This is a genomic window from Nonomuraea sp. NPDC049625 (assembly GCF_040675285.1).
Lineage (GTDB): Bacteria > Actinomycetota > Actinomycetes > Streptosporangiales > Streptosporangiaceae > Nonomuraea > Nonomuraea angiospora_A.
Map to the genome: position 1 here is coordinate 415,088 of NZ_JBFAOQ010000009.1, position 24,897 is coordinate 439,984.

The window sequence follows — 24,897 nt, forward strand, 5'->3', positions numbered from 1 at the left end:
GTCTGGCCGCTGGGAGAGGAGCTGGCCGTCCTCGGCTACCGGCTCATCGTGGCGGCGGCGAGCAGGACCCCCGACCCGATCACCGAGGCCGCGGCCCGCCAGGTCATCGCCGAGCTCGCCCAGATCAGCCCTCCTCCGGCGGTGAGCGTGGACAGCGCCGCGAGCGCGCTCTGCACGGCCAGCTCCCGCCGGTCCAGGCCGCGTTTGGCGGCGTCCACCGACCGCCGCTCGGCGATCATCCGGCCGCGCAGGAAGCCACCGAGGCCGAACAGGCGGATCTCCTTGGCGGCGTCCACGCTGCCGAGCAGGGTGCCGTAGAACAGCTCGCGGCGTTCGGCCGGGCCGATCTCCCACTGCACCCGCGCCCTCCCCCGCGCCAGGCGCAGCTCCGCGACGAGCGCGGGCAGCGCCGAGCCGATCACGACGGCGGTGAACGCGGGACTGATCACCAGGAGCGAGCCGACGAACCCGGCCAGCGTCACAGCCCCGCGCCCGAGGCCGAACAGCGCGTCCACCACGCGGCCCGGCACGGCGGCGCTCTGCTCGGCCAGCCGCAGCCGGTCGAGCATGGCCGGGTCCTCGAACCTGGCCAGCCCCCGCCAGCCCGCTCGCGGCCAGGCCCGCCGCGAGCGGCAGGAGTACGCCGCCCGTGACGAGGCCGTCCAGGATCAGCTTGGTCAGCCACGCCATGACCACGGGTACGGCCGAGGCGAGCAGCACGCTCGCCAGGTAGGCGAGGAGGGTGCCGGAGGCGGCCCGCCACACCAGCGCCAGGGCCTGTCCGGCGGTCGACCTCACCCGATCGCCACGACCGGCGACCGCATGATGTCGGGCCGGTCGCGATCACGTACCCCTCGGCGTCCACGACGCAGTACCCGGGGAAGGCGTTGGCCTCGAACGCCCGGCTGACCGGCCCGCCCATCTCCTCCACCACCACCAGCGACACGGCCGCCAGCCGCTCGACCATCTCGGCCGCGCGCTCCGCGTCACCGGCGACGACGGCGAGGACCTGCCCCGGCGTCTCCCGTGCCGCCTCCACGAAGCCCGGCAGCGCCTCCTTGCACGGCCCGCACTCCGTCGAGAAGAACGCCACCACGGTGTTGCCGGTCAGCGTGCCGCCGGACACGATCCGCCCGTCGGCCGTCACCGCCTCGAACTCACCGATCCGCGAGCCGACCGGCAGGATGTCCTGGCCGAGGTAGCGGCGCTGCAGCAGGTCCTCGAGGTGGACGGTGTGCTGTTTGAGCCGTCTGATCACCCCGAACGTCAGCAGCAGATCCAGCAGGCAGAGCGCTGCCACGAGGACCACAGCGACGACGAGCACGGTCATGCTGTTCCCCTTCGTTGTGGGTGGGCGAGAAGAGCTCCACGAGCTCGTCGAGACGGGAGACGATCATGGCGAGCCGGCGCGCCCGGGGCTCACCCGACCGTCACCGCGTGCCGGGCACGGGTGACGGCCGTCGCCCTCGTCGGTCAGCAGTCGCCTCGGGAGTAGCAGTTGCAGCCGGTGCTGCCGATCCTCGGGCAGCACGTGATGTACATGACGCGCGCCCCCGTGGTGCAGCAGCGGGTCTGGCAGTCGGAGCCGCACCCGGGGCAGGCCGCCGCGGCCTCGGCGCGCGGGACCAGGCGCTGGAGCAGGTTGTCGGCGAGTCTTGCGATCGTCGCGGTCATCGGGGTGATTCCTTCCCTGTGCTCTGCACGGATGGCTGGAGGTACGGGAACCTGGATGACCTTCACCTTGGCCCGGGTGCCCGGGCCCAACAAGGAATACGCCGTGTTCCGAAAAGTTCCGAACAGCGGTGTCAGGAGCGCTCGGGCACCGGGAAGACGGCCACGAAGCGGGCGCCGGGTGAGTGGTCGGCGAGGCTGAGGGTGCCGTCGTGGGCCGCGGCGATGTCGCGGCACAGGGCCAGGCCGAGGCCGCTGCCGCCCTTGTCCTTGGCCCTGGCGGGGGCCAGGCGGGTGAAGCGTTCGAAGACCCGCTCCCGGTCCTGTGGCGGGATGCCGTCACCGTCGTCGGTCACCGTGACGGTCACCTTGTCGCCGTCCACGGCCACCTCCAGGTCGATCCGGGTGGCGGCGTGGCGGGTGGCGTTGTCGAGCAGGTTCGTCAGCAGGCGGTCGAGCTGCAGGGGCGAGCCGTAGACCGGCGCCGAGACGCACAGGTCGGCGACGATCGGCACCCGGCCGCCCGCGCGGCGGTTGACCTGCTCCTCGGCCACGCGGACCAGGTCCACCACGCGGCGCTCGCCGACCGCGCCGGCGTCCAGCCGGGCCAGCATCAGCAGCTCGTCGATGATGCCGGTCAGGCGGTCGGCGGCGGCCAGCGCCTGCTCACCGGTGGCCCTCCAGTCCGTCTCGTCGGGATAGGCGCTGGCCACCTCCAGCTGGGCGCGCAGGGCCGAGATGGGGCTGCGGAGCTCGTGGGAGGCGTCGGCGACGAAGCGGCGCTGGGTCTCGACCGTGCGTTCGAGGCGGTCGAGGGTGTGATTGGTGGTGGTGGCCAGGTCGGTGATCTCGTCGCCGGTGTCGGGCACGGGCACGCGCCTGCTGAGGTCCTGGCCGGTGATCTCGGCCATCTCGGCCCGTACGCGTTCGACCGGGCGCAGGGCGGCCCCGACCACGGCCCACGCGATGCCGGCCACGCTCAGCAGGATGAGCGGGATGCCGAGGAACATCAGGACTTCCACCCACTTGAGGGCCTTGTCCACGTCGGTCAGCGAGGCCGCCCCGTACACCGTGGTGACGCCGATCGGCGAGCTCACCTTCAGGGCCATGACCAGGTAGTGGGCCTCGGGCTCGGTGAGATGGGGGGACAGCGTGAGCTCGGTCGTGTAGATCTTTTCGGGCTGGTCCGCCCGGAACCTCATCAGGGTCGGGATGTTACTCGCGCCGGGACTGGTCGCGATCACGTTGCCGCGGGCCGAGACCACCTGCAGGAGCTGGACCCGCGACGGGGTCTGCAGCACCGTGTGGAACTCTCCCGACTCCAGCTCGCCGGCCACCCGGCGGACGGCCAGCTCCAGTCTGGTCTGCACGGCCCCGCGCAGATTGGCGGGCGCGGTGGCGAGCGTGATGGCGGCCGTGATGGTGAAGACGACCGCCGCCGCCAGTGTCGCGACCGTGGTCAGCCGCGCCCGGATCGAGCGTGGAAACAGCCGTTTCACCATCTCATTCCGGCCTCCCCGTATCACCACGAGTGACGCTCACCCGCGTACCCCCTTAGCAACATGATGGCTGATCTGCGGATATAGGGGTACCGGGTCGCTGGCGAATACTCTCCGTGTTCAGCGGTGACCGGCCATCGCGCGCCGCGTCCGGGACAGACCATGATCAGCGGGTGCTGGAGGGTGCCGGTTCGGCTGTAAGTGCCATCCGAGCCGCGCTCGTCCGCGTGCGGTACGCACCTCGAAGTGCGTACTTCCCGATGGAGAGCAGCTCTCCGTAGGTTTGTCGCAGCGAAACCTGATGAGGGAGTTATCGATGCGAGCAGTCGTCATTCACGCTTTCGGCGGGCCCGAGGTGCTGGAGGTCGCGGACGTGCCGGTGCCCGCGGTCCGGGAGCGGCAGGTCCGCGTCCGGGTCGAGGCGGCGACGGTCAATCCCGTCGACCTGGCCACCCGGTCCGGGGCGCTCAGCGAGGCGGGCCTGCTGCCGGCCCGGGACGTGATCGGCATCGGCTGGGACGTGGCCGGAATCGTGGACGCGGTGGGCCCCGGCGTGACCGGTGTCGTGCCGGGCGAGCGGGTGATCGGCCTGTCGGACCGCCTCGACGTGCCGCTCGGCACCCAGGCCGAGTACGTCGTCCTCGACGCGGACGCGGTCACCCGCGCGCCGTCGGGCCGTTCGCCGGTGGAGGCCGCGACGCTGCCGCTCAACGGGCTCACCGCGGTGCAGGCGCTCGACCGGCTGGAGCCGGCCGCCGGGCGGACGCTGCTGGTCACCGGCGCGGCCGGGGCCGTGGGCGGGTTCGCCGTGCAGCTGGCCGCCGCGCGCGGGCTGCGGGTGGTCGCGGTGGCCGGCGCCGAGGACGAGCCGCTGGTGCGCGGGCTCGGCGCCGAGTGGTTCGTGCCGCGTACGGCGCGGCTGGGCGAGGCCGTACGCGCTCTCGTGCCGGGCGGCGTGGACGGGGCGCTGGACGCCGCGGTGACCGGGGCGGCGGCCCTGGACGCCGTCCGCTCGGGCGGCGTCTTCGCCGCGCTGGTCGCGGGCGGGGCGCCGCTGCCGTTGCGCGGCACCCAGGTGTTCGACCACTGGATCCGCGCCGACGGCGCCCGCCTCGCGGACCTGGTCGCGCTGGTCGAGGCCGGCTCCCTCACCCTCCGCGTGGCCGAGGCGCTGCCCCTGGACCAGGTCGCCGCCGCCCACCGCCGCCTGGCCAAGGGCGGCCTGCGCGGCCGCCTGGTCCTCGTCCCCTGAGTCCGCCACGGTCCGACAGCGCGACCTCCTCTGAGCCCGCCACGATCCGACGCCGCGACCTCCCCTGAGCCCGCCACGGTCCGACGGCGCGACGCGCTCATGTGCGGGAGCGGCCGAGGGTGAGGGTGAGGACGGCGGCGAGGGCGGCGATGGCGGCGTAGGCGATCGTGGTGACGTCGGTGCCGTGCTGCCAGCCGAGCGAGCCGATCGTGGTGGCCATGGCGGCCACGCCCAGGGAGGAGCCGACGTACCGGGCGGTGTTGTTGGCGCCCGACCCCATGCTCGCCCGGGCAAGCGGCACGCTCTCGATGGCCAGATGGGTCAGCGAGGCGTTGATGAGCCCGCTGCCGACGCCGCCCACCACCAGGCCGGCGACGACCCGCGTCCAGGGGGCGGCGTCCGCGACCCCGAGCGTGAGCAGGGCTCCGGCGGCGGACAGGAGCAGGCCGAGCGCGAGGCGGACGCCCGAGTGGACGCGCAGGTGCCGGGCCAGCAGGGAGGCCAGGAACGACATGCCCGACCACAGCGAGAACAGCACGGCGCTGGTGAGCGGGGTGAGCGAGCGGGTCACCTGGAGCACGGTCGGCAGGTAGCTCATCATCCCGATGACGGCGATCCCGGTGACGAACGCGCCCGAGGTGGCCACCAGGAAGAGCGGGCGGCGCAGCAGGCCGAGCTCGATGAGGGGCTCGCGGCGGCGGTTCTCGATCAGCGTGAACGCGGCCAGCAGCACGACCGCGGCGGCGAACGACGCGTACACGACGGGCCGGTTCCAGCCCAGCCGGCCCTCGGTGACCCCGGCGAGCAGCGCGGCGGTGCCGAGCGCCAGGGTGATCGCGCCGGGCAGGTCGTGCGGGCGGCGGCGGTCGCTGCGCGACTCCGGCAGCACCCGGCCTGCCGCCACGGCCAGGACCGCGCCGGCGACGGCGATCAGGACGTGCACGCCGCGCCAGCTCCAGGCGGCGGCGATCGAGCCGGACAGCAGCGGCCCCAGGGCGATGCCCAGCCCCAGCATCGCGCCGTAGCGGCCGGTCACCCGGACGCGGTCCGGGCCGCCCGGGTAGGCGTGGCCGAGCATGCCCAGGCTGCCCGCCAGCATGGCCGCGCTCGCCCCGCCCTGCACCAGCCTGGCCACGACGAACATCGCGGTGTTCACGGAGAGCGCCGCCAGCAGGGCTCCGGCGGCCAGCGCCCAGGTGCCGGCGACGTAGGCGCGCCTGCGCCCGTGGTCGTCGGCGAGCCCGCCCGCGACCAGCAGGAGCGCGGACAGGCCGAGCGAGATCGAGTTCAGCATCCAGGCGGGACCGGTGGGGCCCGAGCCGAGGTCGGCGGCGGCCTGGGACAGCGTGACCATCGGCACCGTGTAGTTGACCAATGCGAGCAGCGCGGCGGCGCAGGCCGCCACGGCCACCGTGCCCGCCGCGTGCGGGGTCGTCGGGGCGGGAGCCGATCGGGTGAGTGTCACGGCGTCTCCTTGGTTCATTCATTGAACTATGCAGGCACACGCTAACACGCCAAGGTTCAATGAATGAATTACCCTGGGGGTCATGGCGCTCGGCAAGAACTACGACGGCCAGGACTGCTCGCTCGCCCGCTCTCTGGAGCTGGTCGGCGAGCGCTGGACGATGCTCGTCGTCCGCGACGCCCTGTACGGCGTGCGCCGCTACGGCGACTTCCTGGCCCACCTGGACATCCCGCGGGCCGTGCTGTCCCAGCGCCTCGCCACGCTCGTGGACGCCGGGGTCCTGCGCCGCCACCGCTACCAGGAGTCGCCGCCGCGCGAGGAGTACGTCCTGACCGAGATGGGGCAGGAGCTCTGGCCGGCCGCCCTCGCCCTGAGCAGCTGGGGCGAACGCCACCTGTCGGGCAAGCCGCGGCGGATCTTCTGCCACGTGCCCTGCGACACCAGGATCGACGGCTACGGCATGTGCCCGGCCTGCGGCGTCCGTCCCGAGCTGACCGAGATCGAGGTACGCCCCGGCCCCGACGCCGACCTCCTCCGGGACGACCCCGTCAGCCGCGCCCTACGGCGTCCGCACCGCATGCTCGAACCCCTGCCGCACACCGCCTGACGCGTCTCACCTCGCGTCCGCGAACCGCTCGGCGCCGTCGATCCCGTGCGGGGCCGGTGCCGCGGGCCCGGAGTCGCTGAACGTGCCCTCCCGCCGTACGGTGTGCCAGCGCAGCCGCACGCCCAGCAGGGCCGTCGCCAGGGACTGGATGACCACGAGGTACATGAGCTGGCGGTAGACGAACTGCTGGAGCGGCAGCACCCAGAGCGCGGAGGCGCGTTCGCCGTCCAGGCGGAGCGCGTACCAGCCCGTCAGCGCCTGCACCACCACGAAACCGGCCCATACCGCGACGACCGGGAGCGGATCGCCCAGAACCGTGTTGTAGATCGCCATGAGGTCCACGACGGGGGCCAGCAGGGGCAGCAGCACCTGGAACAGCGTCAGGTAGCCGAGGCAGCGGCGGCCGAACGGGCCGGGCCCGAGGACGGCGCGCCGATGCTTCCACATCGCCTGCAAGGTGCCGTAGCACCAGCGGTAGCGCTGCTTCCACAGCTGGCCGAGCGAGGTCGGGGCCTCGGTCCAGGCCAGGGCCTTCTCCTCGTAGACCACGCGCCATCCGGCCCGGCACAGTGCCATCGTGAGGTCGGTGTCCTCCGCCAGCGTGTCCGTGCTCACCCCGCCCAGGGCCACGAGCGCCGAACGCCGGAACGCCCCGATCGCGCCGGGCACGGTGGCCATGCAGTCGAGCAGCTCGAAGGCGCGCCGATCGAGGTTGAAGCCGATGACGTACTCGATGTGCTGCCAGCGCCCGATCATGCCGCGCCGGTTGCCGACCTTGGTGTTGCCGCTCACCGCGCCGACCGCGGGGTCGGCGAGCTGGCGGACCAGGTGGCCGATCGTGGCGGGTTCGAAGACGGTGTCGCCGTCCACCATGACGAGCAGCTCATGGGCGGCCTGGGCGATGCCGGTGTTGAGCGCGGCCGGCTTGCCGCCGTTGGGCCGGCGGATCACCCGTACGCCGGGCAGCCCCAGCGCCTGCGCCAGCTCGGCGGTGCCGTCGGTCGAGCCGTCGTCGACGACGAGGATCTCGAGCGGGCCCTGGTAGGTGGTCTCGACCAGGGACCGCACCGTCGCCTGGATCCCGGCCGCCTCGTTGTAGGCGGGCACGATCACGGTCACCGGCGGGGGCGCGGACCACACGGGCGCGCGGCCCTTGCGCCGCCTGCCGCCCCTGTTGCGGGCCGCGTGCACCCAGGCGAGCACGGCGAAGAAGCCGAGCCGCCCCACCGTGAGCGCTCCCGCGGCCAGCAGCACCCATGCCAGCACGCCGGCGAACGCCTCCGAAGCCCGCTGGGCCAGGTTGAGCGCGGAGCCGGCGAACCGTTCCGCGCCGCCGGCCGGCTGGTGCGCCGAGGGCATGCCGAGCGCCTTGGTCACCGTGACGGCGCGGTAGCCCTTGCCGGTCAGCTCCCGCAGGACGGCCCCGACGGCCTCGACGGTCTGCCGCCGGTCACCACCCGAGTCGTGCATCATGACGACGGCGCCCCGGCCTCTGGCCGGCAGCGAGGACGCCACGATGCTCGCCGTCCCGGGGCGGCTCCAGTCCTTGGTGTCGAGGTCCGTCAGCGTGACGAGGTAGCCCTCGGCCGCCAGGGCCTTCATGCCGGCCCACTGCGGCCCGGAGATCGCCGCGGGGGTCGAGGAGTACGGCGGGCGGGCCAGCGTCGTGTGCAGCCCGGTCGCCCCGGCCAGCGCCCGCTGCGTCAGCGACAGCTCCAGCTTGAGCCGCCAGGCGGGCAGCACCGCGAGGTCGGCGTGCGAGTAGGTGTGGTTGCCCAGCTCGTGCCCCTCTGCGACGATGCGCCGCGCCAGCTCGGGGTATTGCGCCACCTTGGAGCCGACGGTGAAGAAGGTGGCCTTGGCGCCGTACTTCTTCAGCATGTCGAGCACCTGCGGGGTCCACGCCGGGTCGGGGCCGTCGTCGAACGTCAGCGCGATGGTCCTGGCCGGCAGGCGGGCGCTGGCGGGCCCGTTCGCCGTGATGTTGAGGACGGGGCCGCCGCGCCGTGCCTTCTCCAGCTCCGGCGTCGGGGAGTCCGTGGAGGGCGGGGGCGCCTGGGTCTCACCGCTGACGTTGGTCACGTACCCGTTGAGCACCAGCGCGGCGGCGGCCAGCAACATGCAGACGGCGAGCGGGAACCAGTGGCCCTTGGGGTCGGCCGGGGGTCTCGCGGTCGGCGCGGGCGGGTCGTGCGGCCGGTCGTCGCCTTGCCGGGCGGTGTGGTCCTGCCAGGCGGGGAGCGGCGCGGCCGGCCAGACCAGCTTGTCGCGCTGGGGTGGGCCGTTCACTTCTTCGGGCCCTTCGTCCGGTCCGGATCGAGTCCCGGCGGCGTCCTGGTCTGGCCGGGCGCCTCGTTGTCCGTGGGATCGGCTGTGGGATCGGGCGCGGGATCCGTGGCGGGGTCGCTGCTCGGCGCCGGATCCGTGCTGGCCCGTGGCGTGGGCCGCGCCTGCTGCGGCGACGACTGCCCGGACGTCGCCGACGGCCGGACCTGGCCGGTGGCTCTGGGGGTCGGCCGGCGCGACGGCGGGCGTGTCGTCTCCGGGCGGGTGGCGGAGGGGGTCGGCCGCTCGGACCGCTTCGGCGAAGGCGTCGGCGTGCGATCCGGCGAAGCCGTGCCGTCCGCGGCTCCTGAGCGGTCGCCCGGCCAGCCGTTCACCGAGAGCGTGGTGCTGGAGAACATTCCGGCGAGCACGACGGCGAGCAGCGCGAGAGCCAGGACGCTCGCGGCGATCGAGCCGATCATGATCAGCCTTCGACGCCGTCCGCTCTGGTTGACGAAGACGGCTGTCGTGTTCTGTTGCTCAGGAGGCACGCAGAAATCGTAGTGACAGGGAGCAAACTAGAGAAACTAGGGCATTCTTGACATCAACCTCAAAACCACCAGACACGCCCAGTCAAGGCCGCGGTGGCGGTCAGGGCCTCAGCCACGTGCCGAGGGCGGCCGTCAGCGTGACCGTGTCGGCGGGACCGGGGCCGGACGCCCACGCGACCGCTCCGTCCGGCCGGACGAGCGCCGCCGCCAGATCGTCGCGATCCTTCACGGTCGCCTCGACCACGTCCAGCGCCCCGCGCCACGGCTCCGCCGCCCGCTCGACCTCCGGCTGCGACGGCGCGTGGACGAGCAGCGCCCGTCCGCCCCCGCACAGCTCCGAGATCGTGCGGGTCTCCCCCGGAGTCGTCACCAGCCGCAGGTCCGGGCAGGCGCGGCCGGTCAGCGGGTGCGTGGCCGGGTACGGGAACGCGTACCGGGTGCCGAGCCCGTTCAGCATCCGGCCGAAGTAGCGGTTGACGTCCGGGAGGTCGAGCAGGTCCGACACGATGTCGCGCATCGCCGCCACGTGCTCTCCCGGCAGCGACAGCGCGGACTGGGCGCGCGTGTTGTGCAGGACGGCGGCGCCGACGGGGTGGCGTTCCGCCGTGTAGGTGTCGAGCAGCCCCTCGGGGGCGCGCCCGGCGACGGTGGCGGCGAGCTTCCAGCCCAGGTTGACGGCGTCCATGAGGCCGAGGTTGAGCCCCTGGCCGCCGTTCGGCGAGTGGACGTGGGCGGCGTCGCCGGCCAGCAGGACCCGGCCGATCCGGTACGTGGCCGCCTGGCGCGCGCCGTCGGTGAACCGCAGCGGGCCGCGCACCCGCGCGATCTCGACGTCCACTCCCGTCACCCTGAGCAGGCTCCGGCGCATCTCCTCGGCGGTCAGCGGCAGCCCGCGATCCTCGGGGAACCCGTCGAACTCGATCGTGGCCACCATCCCGGGCGCCCGCATCAGCCTGCCCGTGGAGGTCCAGCCCGACGCGGGGAGGCGGTCGAGGCCGGGGGCGTCGGTCAGGACCCGCCGTACGACGCTCGTGGGCTCGGTGCCGGGGAAGTCGAACCCGGCCCGCTTGCGCACCGTCGAGCGTCCCCCGTCGCAGCCGACCAGGTACGGCGCGGAGAACCGCCGCTCCCCGGCCGGGGTGGCGACGGTGACGGTGACGCCGGAGTCGTCCTGGGCCAGGGAGACGACCTCACATTCACGCATCACGACACCCTCGTCTCCAACGAGCGAAGCGAGGACCCGTTCGAGGTCCCGTTGCCAGATCGGCGCGCCGACCCGGTCCGGCTCCTCCTGCAGCGCGGGATCGATCTTGAAGATCTGCGCGAAGTGCCCCTTCTCGCTGCCGTGGTCGCGCGCCTTGTCGGCGAGCCCCTGCTCCCGGTACGCCTCCAGAGCCCCGCCCAGCCCCCGGCGGCGCAGCGCCTCGGCGGCCAGCGGGCCGATCCCCCGCGCCTTGGGCTCGGCGCTCGGCTCGGCGAGCCGTTCCAGCACCAGCGGCCTGGCTCCGGCGAGCCGTAACTCGGCGGCGAGCAGCAGCCCCACGGGCCCGGCTCCGACCACGATGACGTCGGCGTCCATCGTCACTCCCCAAACTAGACTAGACCGTCTCGTCTCGTAGACTAGCCCCCATCCGGAGAAAGTGGGTACAGACCATGACCGAGCACGGCCCGCGACGCTCCCCGGCCAAGCGCCGGGCCATCCTCGACGCCGCGATCAAGGTGTTCACCGACCAGGGGTACGCCCGGGCGAGCGTGGACGCCATCGCCGCGGTGGCGGGGGTGGGCAAGCAGACGGTGTACGGCCATTTCGGGGACAAGGAGCAGCTGTTCCTGGCCGCGATCCAGGAGGCCAGGTCGGCGGTGAGCGCAGGCGACGCGGACGGCACGGCGGACATCGTCCTGAGCGGGGATCCGCGCGAGGACCTCACCGCGCTCGGCGGGCGGATCCTCGACATCGCGCTCTCACCCCGCGTGTCCGCGCTGCACCGGCTGACCATCGCGGAGGTGGCGCACCATCCGGAGCTCCAGCGCACCTGGCGAGGGAGCTCGGCGTCGGCGGACCGTACGGTGGTCGACTACCTGCGCGACTGCGACGCCGACGGCCGGCTGCGGGTCCCGGACCCGGCCAGAGCTGCGCGCCAGTTCTCGTACCTGGTGATCACCGAGGGACGGGTCGAGACGGCGTACGGAATGCTGCCGCTGCGGCCCGAACGGCGGCACGCCATCGCCGCCGACGCCGCCGACCTCATCATCCGCGCCCATCGCCCCTGACAGGAAATGCCCCTTATGTCGGCTTTGTGAGTCAAATGACTAATGTGGCTAATGTGACCAGCGGATTCGCAGATCGCTCATCTGCCGCCTGACCCGCCATTTCTCCCCTTAGGATTGCCATATGTCTGCGTCGAGGCTAAATTTCGGACCCCATTAATCAGACTTCCATTGCGTCCATAACTGCGGCAGAAACTTCTGGTGGCCTCTCTCCGTTCTGCGGATAGGTAAAACGGCAACTGTGAGGAAATGTGCGCGTCACTTCATCCCTCAGGTCCCTTCTCGCCCTGGCCGTGACCGCTGCTGTGGCGCTCTTACCTACGGCCGCGAGCGCTTCACAGCCCTCCGACGTCAAACCCGTCCGCGTGGTCCTCCTGGTCGACGAGTCGGGCAGCCTGTCCGGCCAGGACGTCGCCCGTGAACGGGCCGCCTCCCAGCTCATCGCCCTCAGCGAGCTCTCACCGCAGTCGCAGGTGGCCGTGGTCGGCTTCGGCAGCTCCAACGGCCCGGGCCAGGCGGCCGTGGACATCGCCTGCCCGCTGACCGGCGTGGAGACGGCCCAGGACCGCGAGTCGCTGAGCCGGTGCGTGGAGAAGCTGCGCCGCCGTAACAGCGACGAAGGCGGCGACACCGACCACGCCGCCGCCCTGGAGCAGGCGCTCGACATCATGAACGCGCCCGACGACCAGCAGCGGGCGAAGATCGTTTTCTTGCTGACCGACGGCGTCCTCGACGTCAGGAACAGCCCGCAGTACGGCGCCGACGCCCAGGCGCGCAACCGCAACGCCCGGGCGCAGATCGACCGGAGCCTGCGGGACGCCGAGAAGGCGCGCGTGCAGATCTGGCCGCTGGGCTTCGGCTCGGCCGACAAGACGAGCCTCGACGCCTTCGCCGCGGGCGGCTGGCGGCAGCCCTGCGGCGACCAGGAGACGGCCACGCCCCGCGCGAGGGTGGTCGCTACCTCGGCGGACGTGGAGCGGTCGCTGCTGGAGGCGTTCGCCTACGCCCGGTGCGCGGGCATCGAGCAGTCGGTCACCGACTCCCTCGAGCCGGGCGCCACCGTCGACCTCCAGGTCAACATCCCGATCATCGCGACGGACGGCTCGATCGTGGTGGTCAAGCGCGACCGGCGCATCCGGGCGACCTACTTCGACCCCGACGGCAACCAGGTGCCCAAGCAGGGCGAGCAGAACGACTCGACCTTCCAGGTCGCCGGCGAGGCCGGCCCGGTCGAGTCGCTGCGCATCCGCAACCCGCTGCCCGGCAAGTGGCGGGTCCAGCTGACCTCGCCGCCGGGTGTCAGCCGCCAGGACGTCAGCGCGACCGTCGTCTGGCAGGGCGCGCTGCGCGCCTCGATCTCCCTGAGCAACCCCCGGCCGCGCCCCGGCGAGCAGGTGGCCGTCCGGCTGCGCCTGCAGACCAGGACCGGCACGATCACCGACCCGGCGGCGCTGGAGGGCCTGCGCTTCACCGCCCGGATGTCCGGCGACGGCTTCCAGGAGCTCCCCGTCGACCTGCGTGACACGGGCGACGGCCCCGACCGTGCCCAGAGCGACGGCGAATACTCCGGCCAGGTCACCATCCCGGCCACGGCCACCGGCGCCCTGTCCTTCCTGGGCAAGGTCACCGGCCCGGGCGTGGCCGGCGACGAGCGCCCCTACGCGACCCGCGTCGCCGGGCCCGCCGACCGGCTCCGCGCCCAGGTGCAGCTCGACGCGGCCACCGTCGAGCCGGGCGGGGAGGTCGCCGGCACCGTACGCGTGACCAACGACGCCGAGCCCGCCCAGCTCGCCCTGCGGCTCGTCGACGTCCCGGGCACGGTGAGCCTGTCCGTCCAGCGGCTCCAGGCGCCGGCGGGCGCCTCCGAGCACGCCGTCAAGCTGCGGATCGGCGCGGAGGCGCCCAAGGGCCCGGTCGGCGGCTCGGTCCAGGTCGTCGACGCGGCCGGGCAGGTGGTGGCCGAGGAGTTCGTCGACGTCGACGTGCAGCCGCCCACGCCGCTGTGGCAGCGGCTGCTCCAGGCCCTCCTGGTCCTCCTGCTGATCCTGGCGGTGGCCCTGCCGCTGCTGCTCCTCAGGAGGCGCGCGCGGATGCGGGCGGCCGATCCGAGCGAGCTGACCTTCTACCTCTTCGAACGGCCGGGCGAGCCGTACGTCAGCAAGATGCAGGCGCCGCTCGGCGAGGGGCCCGAGTTCACCTTCAAGATCTCCGCCGGCCGCCTGGTGCGCACGTTCGGCACCGGCTACACGGCCCGCCGGGGCGGCGGCCAGACCGTCCTGGTCCGCGACCCGTCCGGGCAGGAGCTGGAGCCGCTGCGCCCGGGACGCCCGATCCCGCTGACCGGCGGCGTGTTCCTCGGCGTCGACGACGCCCGGGGCAAGACCGGGGAACACGTGTACGGCTCGCGGGAGCCGTCCCAGAGCGGGACCCACAGACCGATGCCAGGCGACGACCTGATTTGAGGGGCGCATGAGGATCTTCGATCCGATGATGTTCGTGGGGCTCGGCGGCACCGGCTGCCGGGTCGGAGTGGAACTGGAGCGGCGGCTGCGGGACGAGCTGTGCGGTCCGGACGGCATGGACCTGATCAGAAACTTCAGCTGGCAGAACTACCAACCCTACGAATTGCCCTCCTGCCTGCAGTTCGTCTACGTCGACCTCAACGAGGCCGAGCTGACCCGCACCCGGCGCCGGGTGGTGCCGACCGAGCGGGAGTTCCCGGCGGCCGCCCGGACCGCGCACCTGATCCACGACGTGGTGCCGAAGTTCGACTCCTACCCGGAGGTGGCCCGCAGCCTGCGGGCGACGTTGAGCGACCACGTCAAGGACTGGCTGCCGCCGCGTGAGCAGGAGCCGCTGGTCGCCCCGCTGATGCGCGGCGCCGGGCAGCTGCCCACCGTGGCCAGGGCGGCGCTGTTCGAGCGGATGCGGCACGGCCCCGGGCCGGTGGTGCAGGGCATCGACGACGCCATCGGCGCGATCAGCAACTCGGGCGGCGAACTCGCCGGGCTGGGCGGCCGGCTCCGACGCACCTGCGACGTCTTCGTGGCCTACTCGGTGGCGGGCGGCACCGGCAGCGGCATCTTCTACGACTATCTGCACCTGATCGGCGACGCCTTCGCCCGCAACCAGATCAGGGCGCGGATCTACCCGCTGGTCGTCATGCCGTCGGCCTTCGCCGAGGGCAAGGGCGGCGGCCGCCGGGCCCGCCTGAACGCCGGCGCCGGCCTGCTGGACCTGTTCCGGCTGGTCGACGACCAGAACGCGCCGCACGCCGGCACGCAGATCGACGAGCAGGGCATCGCCGGCGAACTCGGCGTGCGCTACCCGGGCAGGGGCGAGGTGCGGCTGGCCACCGGCACCGTGCAGACGGCGTTCCTGTTCACCATGCCGCCCGGCGTCGAGCGGGACGACCTGCACCGCTCGATCGCCTCCCTGATCGTCTCGCTGGCCGGCACCCAGCCGCACGCCACGGGCGACGGCGGCGGCATGGAGGACCGCGGCGAGTCCTCCTTCGCCGACGACTTCATCAACCGGGCCGTGGAACGCGAGGTGGCGGCGGCCTCCGGCATCGGCAACCGGGGCGTCTCGACGGCCTTCGTCTCCTCCATGACCGTCCCCGTGGAGGAGCTGGCCGACCTGGTCAGCTCCCGGCTGCTGGCCCGCGCGGTGACGCAGCTCGAGGCCGTGCCGCCGGGCGCCGCCGAGAGCAACATCGACGAGATCCGGCGCATGTTCACCACCACCAACCTCGAGCCGCTCAACACCCGCGAGCCGCTGCCGCTGCCGGACGTGCGCCCCGCCACCGGCGCGGCCGAGATCCAGAAGTCGCTGGCCAACCGGATGCGGGCGATGGAGGACAACCTGGCCTCGCTCGAACGGCAGCTCAACCGCATCGTGCCGACCCTGGCCCAGGAGCTGGACGTGCGCCGCGGCGCGCTCGAAGCGCTCGGCCAGGTCGACCCGTTCCGGCTGCGGCGGGTGGTGGTCGGCCTGCCCGGCGACGTGCACGAGGCCGACCGGCTGGGCTTCGCCGGGCTCCTGGACCACCGCAGGGCGCAGCCGCGCAAGCCGTACGACAACATGACCGAGGCCCCGCCGCAGCCCCGGCCGATGCGCGACCGGCTGCTGCGCAAGGTGCAGTGGACCGACCCCGAGGTCCAGGCCTCGATCGCCGACCAGGACGCCTGGTACCTGTGGCGCAGCCAGGGGCTCTGGCACCGGGCGTGGGCCGACCAGATGCCCCGCTGGGAGCCGCGCCGCAAGCAGCTCATCCGCGAGGTGCGCGAGTTCACGCAGGTCTTCGTCGAGCACGCCGAGGCCGACGCCGAGCGCTTCGCGCGCCGGGCCGGCGAGCTCTACGAGACCCGCGTGGGCGTCTACCACCTGCTGCCGCCCGCGGGCGCGGAGTCCTTCTACGACGCGGTCGTCCGCCGTTTCGTCGACGTCTTCGTCTCCCGGCAGCTGCTGCGCCCCACCGACGGGGAGGCCGCCGTGGCCAACGCGCTGATCGGCCCGGACGGCTGGCGGCACGCCTACGACCTGGCCTGGCGCACGGGCAAGCCGGCCGACGCGCTCACCTGGGTGCGCGACCGGATCAAGCTGGAGGTGAAGAAGCTCTTCAAGGACCAGGACGAGGCCGCCGCGCTGGGCGAACAGCCGCTGCTGCCCTCCCTGGCCGACATCCTCGCCCAGGCCGCCTCGGGCGGCGGCGACGACCCGCACGTGCGGCAGTTCCAGCTCAAGCTGGCCGACCTGGTGCCGGGCGGCTTCACCCCCGACGGCACCGGCGACCTGAAGGTGCTGGTCTCCTATCCGGCGCCGGCCAAGGATCCGGCCCTCGAACGGTTCCTCAAGGACCGGATCGACCTGCCGGGCGTGCCCGACTACCGCAACATCGACGCCGACTCGGTGACCGTGGTGCAACTGCGTACCTCGATGAGCGTCACCCAGGTCCGCGAGCTGCGCGAAGTGCTGCACAGCTGGGCCGACGCGCTGCGCGACGAACGGCCGCAGGACCACCTGAAGTGGCGCCAGCGGCTCGGCTACGACTTCGGCTACCTGGCCACGACCGAGGAGCACCGGGTCCGGATCCTGCACCGGCTGCTCTGCCTGCTCTGGAACGGCCGGGTCAGCGTGGTGGAGGGCGAGCTGAGCTCGCCGGCGCGGATCCGGATCGACGTCGAGGGCGGCTCGATGACGCTCCCGCTGACCGGGTACGGCAAGGCCTCCTCCTGGCCGAGCATGCTGCGGGCCTACGAGCAGTGGGTGATCGGCGGCGACGAGGAGTTCCGCAGCCTGGTCAGCGAGCAGCTCATGAACGCCACCCCGAAGGGCCTGGCGGGCGCCCCCACCGTGCCGGACCCGCTCTACCACCTCGTCACCGGCATGTCCGCCGACCAGCTCGGCCTGCTGGAGATCATGGTGCCCAAGCTGCCGTCGGGCGCGCGCAACCGGGCCGACCAGCTGATCGCCTTCTGGGCGCACACCCTGCCCGCCGCCCTGGACCTGCCGTTCGAGCGGGTCGCCGAGGCGGTCGCCTACAACCTGCGCGACCTGGACGCGCTCCTCGGGGAGTGAGCATGGTCGTCGTGCTCGACCTGCGCAAGGGTGAGCTGGAGCGGCTCGGCGCCCAGGTCCTGGTGGTGGCCGACACCGAGCGCCTGGCCGGCGCCCAGCGGGTGCTCCAGGACGTCTTCAGCTCGCGCCTGGTCAGGTCGGTGCTCGTCCTGGCGGTGGGACCCGACCTGCGCCTGCCCCCCGCCCTGGACGGGGAGAGCCGCAGGGTGCTCTGGGTGAGCGACCCCTGCGGCATCCTGTGGAACGCCGACACCGGCGAGGCGGCCCACGGGCCCGGGGTGAGCGCGGAGGCCATCCTGATCGACCTGCTCACCCAGCCGGAGGTCTTCGACGAGGTGGTCAACAGCCTGGGCGACATCCCGTACGGCACCGCCTCGCCCGGCTGGCGCATCGTGGCCGGCCGGATCGACCCCGAGGTGCTCGGCCAGGCCTTCCGCGAGGTGGCCGAACGCTTCGACGGGCCCGTCCAGCAGGACTCGGCCACCTTCAGCTCGCCGCTGGCCACCGCGCTGCCCGTGCTCAGCGGCACCGTCGACCTGCCCTCCGACCTCCTCGACGCGCTCGTCCCGGAGGGCCCGCTGCACCGGCTCCACCGGAGCGCCGCCGAGCGCATCGACCAGGCGGTCCGCGCCCTGGACGACCTCGGCTACGTCCACAACACCCGCGCCCGGGCCGCGGTCGTCGACAAGGTGATCGCCGCCGGGCGGGCGCTCGCCGAGTTCCGCGACACCGTCGCGCGGCTCTTCGAGGAGATCGACCACGCCGACGACAACGCCGCCGAGCGGCTGGCCGCGCACGGGATCAGGTTCGCCGTCCCCGCCGACATGGGCCACGCCCAGATCGTCGGCGAGCTGCGCGCCGACCTGGAGGCGGCCCTGGCCGAGCGCAAGAGCATGCAGCGGATGGTCTCGCGCTACCGCCTGCTGGCCGACCACAGCGCGCCCATCGGCAGCCGCGCCTTCGTCGGCGACCTCTGGCGGGCCTGCCCGGACGAGCTGCTCAACGCGCTGCACGCGCCCGCCGAGTTCCCCGCCACGTTCCTGCCCCGCTTCGTCTTCTGGCGGCGCTCGCGGGCGTGGTGGCGCGAGCAGCTCTCGCTCGGACCGGCCAGGACCGCCCTCGACGACCTGCGCTCGATGCTCGAACGGGTCGCGGCCAGCGAGTGGATGCTCGGCCAGGCCCGCATGCACACCTCCGACGCGTCCCGCACGCTGGCGGCGGCGCTGAACGAGATCTGCGCGCAGGTGTCCTGGACGCTGACCGACTGGAGCAAGGCCGAGACCGGCCAGGCCGCCGCGAGCCCGGCGCTCGACGAGGAGGTCACCGTACGGCTGCGCGACCGCGGCGGCCAGCTGCGCGAGGTCATCACCGGCGACCTCGTCGACGCGGTCACGAGCTGGCTGGAGCCCGCCTGGACCTCCCTCGAACAGGGCGCCTACCGGGACGCGCAGGTCGGGCTGGACCGCCGGGTCGACGAGACGCTGCGGCAGTACCGCTACCACCTGACCCACCGGGGCGTCCAGGAACGCCCCGACTTCGGCACCGGCGACACGGGCCGCCAGGAGCTCGTCGACGCGGTCTGGCGGCAGTCCCAGCAGGTCGTGCGCGCGCTGCGGGCCCAGGCGAACGGCCAGATGCTGCAACTGTGCGGCGACCGTGACCTGGCGATGCTGCTGCGGCAGGCGTACGCGGTGCGCTTCGCGCCCAGGGCCGTGCGGGGGCAGGGCAACCCGCCCGACGTCGTGTGGACCCGGTCAGGACAGTACGCCGGCACCCTGCGCCTGGTGCCGCTGCGCCCCGGGACGGTCGAGGAGAACTGGAGCGAGGATGGAACCTGAGCCGCTGACCTTCTTCACTCCCGACGGCGACCTCGTGACCTGGGAGGTGGAGGCGGAGCCGGACCACGACCCCTTCGAGCGCCGGCTGACCCTCGTCGTCCCGGGCACCAAGATCGTGCAGCGGCGGGTGCCCCGCGCGGAGGGGCGCGACCGCGACCACCTCTACGAGCTGCTGGAGAACGAGGCCCGGATGGGCGCCCGGCTGCTCACCCGGCTGCGGCGGGCCTACCCCGTCGAGCTGCCCCGGCTGATGGGCTACAGCCTGGACGAGGAGGAGCCGTTCGTGCTGCTCTCCGACCACCGGGGCGAGCCGGTCACCCGCTTCGCCGGCTCGTTGCTGATCGCCGAGCAGCGGGCGCTGCAGGCGAGCCTCTTCCGCGCCGTACGCATCCTGTCGGCCTGCGACATCGTCCACCGGCGCATCGACCCGGGCACCGTGCGCTGGGACGGCACCGCCGTACAGCTCACCGACCTCAGCCACGCCACGCTGGCCGGCAGCCGCCGGCTGCGGCTGGGTGAGGCCCCCTACGCCGCCCCGGATCAGCGCGCGGGCACCGGCCGCGCCTCCACCGCCGACGACCTCTGGAGCGCCGGCATGGTGATCTACCGCACGGTCACCGCCCGCGAGGTCGCCGACCGCCCCGACCTCACCGCCGCCCCGGCGCTGCAGCCGATCCACGACGTCTTCTCCGGTCAGCCGCCGTCGGCGCTGGAGGTGCTCGACCGGCTGCGGGAGCCGGACCCCATGCGGTCCATCCCCGCCGAACCGGACCTCCGGCTCGAGGAGGGCCGCGTCGCCTTCGACCGGGCCCACGAAGCCAAACGTGAGCAGGAGGTGGAACAACCTCCGCCCGTCACCCGGATCGAGCAGGTGCAGCAGGAGCAGCCGCAGAAGTGGTGGGCCCGCTGGCTTCCGCTGGCCGTGCTGGCCGCCCTCGTCGTGGTCGTCTGGATGGTGATCCGGTGATCCTCTGCCCGATCTGCCTGCACGAGTTCGCCTGGAGCGAGGACGAGCTCTACGAACGCACCCCCGCGGGCCACTACCAGCCGCTCTCCCTGGAGAACGCGACCGGGGCCCGCCGCGAGGACCTGCTGCGCGCCGCCCACGTCCGCTGCCCGGCGCCGGTGGCGGACCCGAGCCTCGAACACCACCTGCCCTACACCTACGTACGGCACGGCCGCCCGCTGGTGATCGGGCTGGTCGGCGGGCCGGAGACGGGCAAGACCCACCTGCTGGCCTCGATGATCGGCGCCATCGAGCAGGGCGGCCTGCGGCCGTACGGGCTGACCGCGGACGCGGTGGACATCGAGCGGCACGCCGAGTACGTCAACACGTACGTGCATCCGCTGATGGTGGAGCGGACCGCGCTCTCGCGCACCACCCACCGGGCCACCGCCGAGCCGGCCGACGCGCTGCTCGTCAACGACGGCCGGCACACCACCGCGGTGGCGTTCTTCGACATCGCCGGCGAGTTGCTGCGCAGCTCCACCCACGAGGCGACCAGGTTCGTGCCGGCCGTCGGCGGGCTGCTCTTCGTGATCGACGCCGCCACGAGGTCGGCCAGGATGGGCGACGAGTCCTTCCGCGCCGTGCTCGACCGGCTGCCCAAGAGCGGCGGGCGGCTGGACATCCCCGCCGTCATCGCGGTCACCAAGAGCGACTCGGTGCGCTTCGAGGCGCCGGTCGACAGCTGGCTGTACGACAAGCCCGACCGGCTGGACCAGGTGGACGTCCTGCGGGAGAGCCGCGACGTCTACGCCTTCCTGCACGGGCGCGGCGCGCAGGCGTGGCTCAGCCCCTACGACAAATGCCGCAAGTGCACCCTGCATTTCGTCTCGGCGACGGGCTGCGCCCCGACCGACGGGCGCTTCCCCAGGGGCGTGCGGCCGCGACGCGTCCTGGCGCCCCTGATCTCGCTCCTCGCGATGACCGGTGTCCTGCGCGGCTATCCGGAGGTGGGGATCTGATGGGGCGTTACTCCAGCGTCGACTGGATCCTGTTCGAGTGGGACGAGCGCCGCACCGGCCTCGGCCCCGTGCGCTCCTCCCTGGAGGACACCCGGGGCTGGTACCACCAGCTCGGCCCCTGGCTCGACCCCGGTCCCGCGCCCGGGGTCAGCGTCTGCCGGCTCATGGTGGACGGTCGCGTCGTCGTGCTCTCGCGCACGCGCACCGGCGGCTCGGACAGCAGGCGGACCATCCGGGTCCAGGCATACCTGGGCGGCTCGGCCGCCAACGCCTCGGCGATGCCGAACGTCCGCCAGGCACTCGCGCTCGCGCCCGGCTGGAGCTCGCTGCTGCCCGCCGACCCGGAGCCGCTCGACCTGGCCGTGCTGCTGCGCCCCTATGCCGACGCGAGCGCGGCACTCGACCGGCGGGCCCGCGCCGAGGCGGCGACGCTCGCGCCGATCGTCTCGGAAGCGCTGCGCGGGCACCGGGAGTCGCTCTCGGTGGTGGCCCAGGGGGAGGCCGTCGTGCGGCTGTGGGGGCTGGTGGACATCCTGGACCTGGTGTTGGGGCGCTATCCGGAGACGTTCTCCACCTACGAGAGCGACGACCTCAAGCAGGGGGCCGAGGTCATCTTCCTGCAGCAGTGGCCGGGGCCGTCGTCGCGGGCCTCGCACCGGCGGCGCGTGGATCTGCGGGCGCCCGACCAGAGCGACCTGTACGGCGAGATCGCGGCCATGGTCGTCGACGCGTACGCGGGCCGGCGGCTGCCGGAGCTGGTCAAGCGGCTGCGGATCAACGACGGGATGGCGCTGGAGGAGCGGGTCGAGCTGCTCGGGGCCGCGCTGCGCGAGCCGCCGAAGCCCGTACCGGACGAGCCCCGGACGCCTCCTCCGCCGGAGCCTCCCAAGCCTTCAGAGCCTCCAGAACCGGCGCCCGCGATGACATCGGGCCCGCGGCGGCGGGTGCCCGCGGAACGGCCCCGCCCCACGCCCGCGCCGGAGCCCCGCGCACCGGTCACACCGCAGGCCCGCCCCGACCCGCAGCCCGTCGCGGTGCGCGACGCCTTCGACTACTTCCTGACGGAGCTGGCAGAGGCGACCACCGAAGGCGCGGCCCGGGGCATCCTGAGGGACGTCCACGCCTGGGCGCGGACGCGCCCGCCGGCCGACGTACGCTCCCGGCTGCACGCACTGGTGCCCGAGCTGGAACGGCTGCTGCCCGACGACGAGGTCAACCCGATCCTGCGCGACCTGCTGGACCCCGACGCCCCCGCCGAGGCCGTCAGATCCGCCTGGCTCGATCCCCGCTGGCTCGTCCTGGCCGCGGTGCTGCTGGTCGTGCTCGTCCTCCAGGTCGTGACGACGATCCTGCGCTGACCACCGGTCAACCGGCCAGCCGGTTCAGGAGCGCGGCCAGGGCGGCGCGGTCGTTGACGCCGGTCTTGTCGTAGACGGCGTACAGGGTGTTGGCCACGGTGCGGACGGACACGACGAGCCGCGCGGCGATCTCGCGGTTGGTCAGCCCCTGCGCGGCCAGCACCGCGATCTCGCGCTGCCTCGGCGTCAGGCTGGGCACGTCGAGGTCCATCAGCGCGAGCGTACGGGCGCCCTGGCAGCGCTGCGAGAGCCGCCAGGCCCGGGTCTGCGCCGCCCGCGCCCCGCGTACCAGCCCGGACTCGCGGTAGCGGGCCGCCGCCCGGGCCGCCGCCTCGGCCGCGTACAGCAGCAGGCCGAGCCGCTCGAAGCCCTCCGAGACCGCGTCGAGCTCCGCGCCGTCGCGGGCGGCGGCGTGCCGCGCGAACAGCGCCACCAGCGGGCCCTCCACGTCGAGCGCGGCCAGCCGCGCGGACACCAGGTCGGCGCGGCCCAGCCGGACGACGTCGTGCAGCAGGAACGGCACGTCGCACGGCAGCGCGTCCTCGGCGGTCTCCAGGCAGAGCTCGACGGCCCCGGCCGCGTCGCCGCGACCGGCCAGCGTCCACGCCCGGGCCAGGCGCAGCGGCACGACGACGGACGGGCCGATCGGCGTCCCCGTCGCCTCCGCCCGCTCCACCGCCTGCTCGGCCGCCGCGACCTCGCCGAGCAGCGCGTACGCGTGCGCCAGCTCACCCAGGCACGACCCCGCCAGCACGCTGCGATCGGGCAGCCGCGCGGCGGTGTCGCGGGCCCACGCGAGAGCGTCGGCGAGCCGGCCGCGCAGCCGCAGCACGCGGGCCGTCCACGTGCCGAACTCCAGGTTCGCCCGCGTCCAGGTGTGGAAGGGCCCCTCCAGGCCGTACCCCTGCCCGGCGAACCGCTCGGCGGTGTCCAGATCGCCGAGCAGCAGCGCGGCGTGCGTGGCATGGCCGGCCAAGGCGGCCGAAAGGCTGCGCATGGCGACCGGCTCCTTTGCCAGGCCCGCGCCGATCTCCGCCACGTGGGCCAGGCATTCCGCGGCCCGCCCCTGCGCCACCAGGACGGCCGCCTCGGCCCCGCTGATCATCCGCGCGCCGTGCGGGCTGAACGGGCCCATCTCCCGCGCCCGCGCCATCAGGTCCTCGGCGACGGCGATGTCACCGGTCAGGGCGGCCAGGACGGCCCGCATGATGAGCGTCGCCTGCCGCGGCTGAACCTCGTGGACGAGCCCGCCGGTCTCCTCCAGGACGGCTCGCGCCCGTGCGACGTCCCCGAGCCCGACGGCCAGGTTCATGGCCCGCTGCACGCCGAGGTCGGTCCGGGCCGCCTCGCCCATCTCCGCCGCCCAGGCCGTGGCGAACACCTCCTCGGCCTCGGCGTACCGGTCGGTGTAGAACAGCACCGTGCCCAGCGCGGCCAGCGCGGGAGCCCCGCCGCCCGCGGCCACGGCCGCGCGCCCCAGCCGTACGGCCAGCTCCAGGTCCCGGATGACCCTGGCGCGCTCGCAGCCGGCCAGCAGCAGCCCGGGATCGCCGGTCAGGCCGCCGTCCAGCCGCCAGACCGCCACCCTGAGCACGTCCTCGTGCCGCCGCAGCCCGGCCTCCGAGACCGCCTGCGCCAGCCGGCGCACCATCGTGCGGGCGCGCAGCACGCCGCAGCCGTCCCTGATGACCTCGCCGTACAGGGGGTGCGCGAGCCGCACCTGGAGCCGCCGGCCGTCCGGCTGCACCGTGACGAGCTGCCGGTCCTCCAGCTGCTGGACGGCGTCGAGCGACCCGAAGGCGGCCAGCAGGTCGGCGCCGAGCGGCTCGCCGTACGCCAGCAGCTCCAGCGCCTCCCGCTCCCGCGCGGTCACCTCGCCGATGCGGCCCGCGATGGTCTCGCGCAGCGTGGGCGTGATCGTCAGCGGCCCGCTCCACCGCCACACGCCACCGTCGGCGGCGAGCATGCCGGACAGCACGAGTTCGCGCAGGTAGAGGGCGTTGCCCTGGCTGACGCGCCACAGCCGGGCCACGGTCGCCGACTCCACCCGGCCGCCCAGCGCGGCCTCCAGGACGGCCGCCGTCTCCTCCAGGGAGAACGGCTCCAGCTCCAGCCGCGGCACCAGGTCGTCCTTCCACAGCGCGAGCACCGCGTCCGGCACGGGCGTCCGGCTGCGCAGCGTCGCGATCACCCGGGTGCCGTCCCGCGTCACCAGGTGGTGGACGAGCGCGGCCGAGACCGGATCGAGCAGGTGGGCGTCGTCCACCACCAGCACCGGCACGCGCACCGCGGCGGCCGCCCAGCCCAGCGGGTTGCCGGCGGGCGGCGTGGCGGGGAGCAGCGGGGCGAAGGCGCCCAGCGGGACCTCCGCGGCGGCCGCCGTGGCCCGCGCCCAGGCGACCCCGTCGAGACCGTGCACGGCCTGCGCCGCCAGCCGGCTCTTGCCCGTACCCGGCGGACCGGCCACGACCACGCCCCTGGAGGCGGACCTGATCTCCGACAATTGCGTCACACGCCCGATGAACGGCCAGGAGCCTGCCACGGCGAAAGCGTATTTGAGTAGGCCATGCTCATG

18 protein-coding genes are annotated in these 24,897 nt (G+C 73.6%); 9 read left to right on the forward strand and 9 right to left on the reverse strand.

Annotated features, from left to right (window positions below; translation table 11 throughout):
• Positions 1 to 35: 35 nt before the first annotated feature.
• The 4 genes from AB0J87_RS36325 to AB0J87_RS36340 all read right to left on the reverse strand — a co-directional run bounded on the left by AB0J87_RS36325 (position 36) and on the right by AB0J87_RS36340 (position 3,173).
• Complete coding sequence (locus AB0J87_RS36325; RefSeq protein ID WP_363972695.1) at positions 36 to 569, reverse strand: hypothetical protein; 534 nt, start codon at positions 567 to 569, stop codon at positions 36 to 38.
• Positions 479 to 1,330, reverse strand: coding sequence for a redoxin domain-containing protein (locus AB0J87_RS36330; RefSeq protein WP_363972698.1), 852 nt, complete (start codon positions 1,328 to 1,330; stop codon positions 479 to 481). Before AB0J87_RS36330 ends, AB0J87_RS36325 begins: the two co-directional genes overlap by 91 nt.
• A gap of 143 nt (positions 1,331 to 1,473) precedes the next feature.
• Positions 1,474 to 1,674 (reverse strand): hypothetical protein, encoded by a 201-nt coding sequence (locus AB0J87_RS36335; RefSeq protein ID WP_350739375.1) that lies wholly within the window; start codon positions 1,672 to 1,674, stop codon positions 1,474 to 1,476.
• 131 nt (positions 1,675 to 1,805) lie between these two features.
• Entirely contained in the window at positions 1,806 to 3,173 is a 1,368-nt protein-coding gene (locus AB0J87_RS36340; RefSeq protein WP_363972701.1) for an ATP-binding protein, read from the reverse strand.
• Between the two features lie 313 nt (positions 3,174 to 3,486).
• On the opposite strand from AB0J87_RS36340, the gene AB0J87_RS36345 reads away from it, so the two are divergent.
• Positions 3,487 to 4,422 (forward strand): NADP-dependent oxidoreductase, encoded by a 936-nt coding sequence (locus AB0J87_RS36345; protein WP_363972704.1) that lies wholly within the window; start codon positions 3,487 to 3,489, stop codon positions 4,420 to 4,422.
• A 97-nt stretch (positions 4,423 to 4,519) separates the two neighbouring features.
• On the opposite strand, the gene AB0J87_RS36350 is transcribed toward AB0J87_RS36345, so the two are convergent.
• Positions 4,520 to 5,887 carry an MFS transporter gene (locus AB0J87_RS36350; protein WP_363972711.1) on the reverse strand — a complete coding sequence of 456 codons (1,368 nt, stop codon included), beginning with the start codon at positions 5,885 to 5,887 and terminating at the stop codon, positions 4,520 to 4,522.
• A gap of 82 nt (positions 5,888 to 5,969) precedes the next feature.
• Between AB0J87_RS36350 and AB0J87_RS36355 the strand changes: the two genes are divergently transcribed.
• Positions 5,970 to 6,494, forward strand: a complete 525-nt coding sequence (locus AB0J87_RS36355; RefSeq protein ID WP_363972714.1) for a helix-turn-helix domain-containing protein — start codon at positions 5,970 to 5,972, stop codon at positions 6,492 to 6,494.
• A 6-nt stretch (positions 6,495 to 6,500) separates the two neighbouring features.
• Here the strand turns inward: AB0J87_RS36355 and AB0J87_RS36360 are convergent, their stop codons facing one another.
• The 3 genes from AB0J87_RS36360 to AB0J87_RS36370 form a co-directional block, all read right to left on the reverse strand.
• The gene (locus AB0J87_RS36360; protein WP_363972717.1) at positions 6,501 to 8,783 is read right to left on the reverse strand and encodes a bifunctional polysaccharide deacetylase/glycosyltransferase family 2 protein; all 2,283 of its coding nucleotides are present in this window, start codon (positions 8,781 to 8,783) and stop codon (positions 6,501 to 6,503) included.
• Positions 8,780 to 9,310: a hypothetical protein gene (locus tag AB0J87_RS36365; RefSeq protein ID WP_363972720.1), complete on the reverse strand. Its 531-nt coding sequence runs from the start codon at positions 9,308 to 9,310 to the stop codon at positions 8,780 to 8,782. The genes AB0J87_RS36360 and AB0J87_RS36365 overlap by 4 nt, the downstream gene beginning before the upstream one ends.
• A gap of 100 nt (positions 9,311 to 9,410) precedes the next feature.
• Entirely contained in the window at positions 9,411 to 10,889 is a 1,479-nt protein-coding gene (locus AB0J87_RS36370) for an FAD-dependent monooxygenase (RefSeq protein WP_363972723.1), read from the reverse strand.
• A gap of 74 nt (positions 10,890 to 10,963) precedes the next feature.
• Between AB0J87_RS36370 and AB0J87_RS36375 the strand changes: the two genes are divergently transcribed.
• The 7 genes from AB0J87_RS36375 (at position 10,964) to AB0J87_RS36405 (ending at position 22,322) form a co-directional block, all read left to right on the forward strand.
• Positions 10,964 to 11,581 carry a TetR/AcrR family transcriptional regulator gene (locus AB0J87_RS36375; RefSeq protein ID WP_363972726.1) on the forward strand — a complete coding sequence of 206 codons (618 nt, stop codon included), beginning with the start codon at positions 10,964 to 10,966 and terminating at the stop codon, positions 11,579 to 11,581.
• Positions 11,582 to 11,943: 362 nt separating this feature from the next.
• Positions 11,944 to 14,040 carry a vWA domain-containing protein gene (locus tag AB0J87_RS36380; RefSeq protein ID WP_363972729.1) on the forward strand — a complete coding sequence of 699 codons (2,097 nt, stop codon included), beginning with the start codon at positions 11,944 to 11,946 and terminating at the stop codon, positions 14,038 to 14,040.
• A gap of 7 nt (positions 14,041 to 14,047) precedes the next feature.
• Positions 14,048 to 17,158, forward strand: coding sequence for a tubulin-like doman-containing protein (locus tag AB0J87_RS36385; RefSeq protein ID WP_363972732.1), 3,111 nt, complete (start codon positions 14,048 to 14,050; stop codon positions 17,156 to 17,158).
• Positions 17,159 to 17,160: 2 nt separating this feature from the next.
• Positions 17,161 to 18,996, forward strand: coding sequence for a hypothetical protein (locus tag AB0J87_RS36390; RefSeq protein ID WP_363972735.1), 1,836 nt, complete (start codon positions 17,161 to 17,163; stop codon positions 18,994 to 18,996).
• Positions 18,986 to 19,963, forward strand: a complete 978-nt coding sequence (locus AB0J87_RS36395; RefSeq protein WP_363972738.1) for a hypothetical protein — start codon at positions 18,986 to 18,988, stop codon at positions 19,961 to 19,963. Before AB0J87_RS36390 ends, AB0J87_RS36395 begins: the two co-directional genes overlap by 11 nt.
• On the forward strand, positions 19,960 to 20,964 hold the full coding sequence (locus AB0J87_RS36400; RefSeq protein ID WP_363972741.1) for a hypothetical protein: 1,005 nt from the start codon (positions 19,960 to 19,962) through the stop codon (positions 20,962 to 20,964). Before AB0J87_RS36395 ends, AB0J87_RS36400 begins: the two co-directional genes overlap by 4 nt.
• Positions 20,964 to 22,322: a hypothetical protein gene (locus AB0J87_RS36405; RefSeq protein WP_363972744.1), complete on the forward strand. Its 1,359-nt coding sequence runs from the start codon at positions 20,964 to 20,966 to the stop codon at positions 22,320 to 22,322. The genes AB0J87_RS36400 and AB0J87_RS36405 overlap by 1 nt, the downstream gene beginning before the upstream one ends.
• A 7-nt stretch (positions 22,323 to 22,329) precedes the next feature.
• Here the strand turns inward: AB0J87_RS36405 and AB0J87_RS36410 are convergent, their stop codons facing one another.
• Positions 22,330 to 24,834, reverse strand: a complete 2,505-nt coding sequence (locus AB0J87_RS36410; RefSeq protein ID WP_363972747.1) for a LuxR C-terminal-related transcriptional regulator — start codon at positions 24,832 to 24,834, stop codon at positions 22,330 to 22,332.
• Between the last annotated feature and the right edge of the window lie 63 nt (positions 24,835 to 24,897).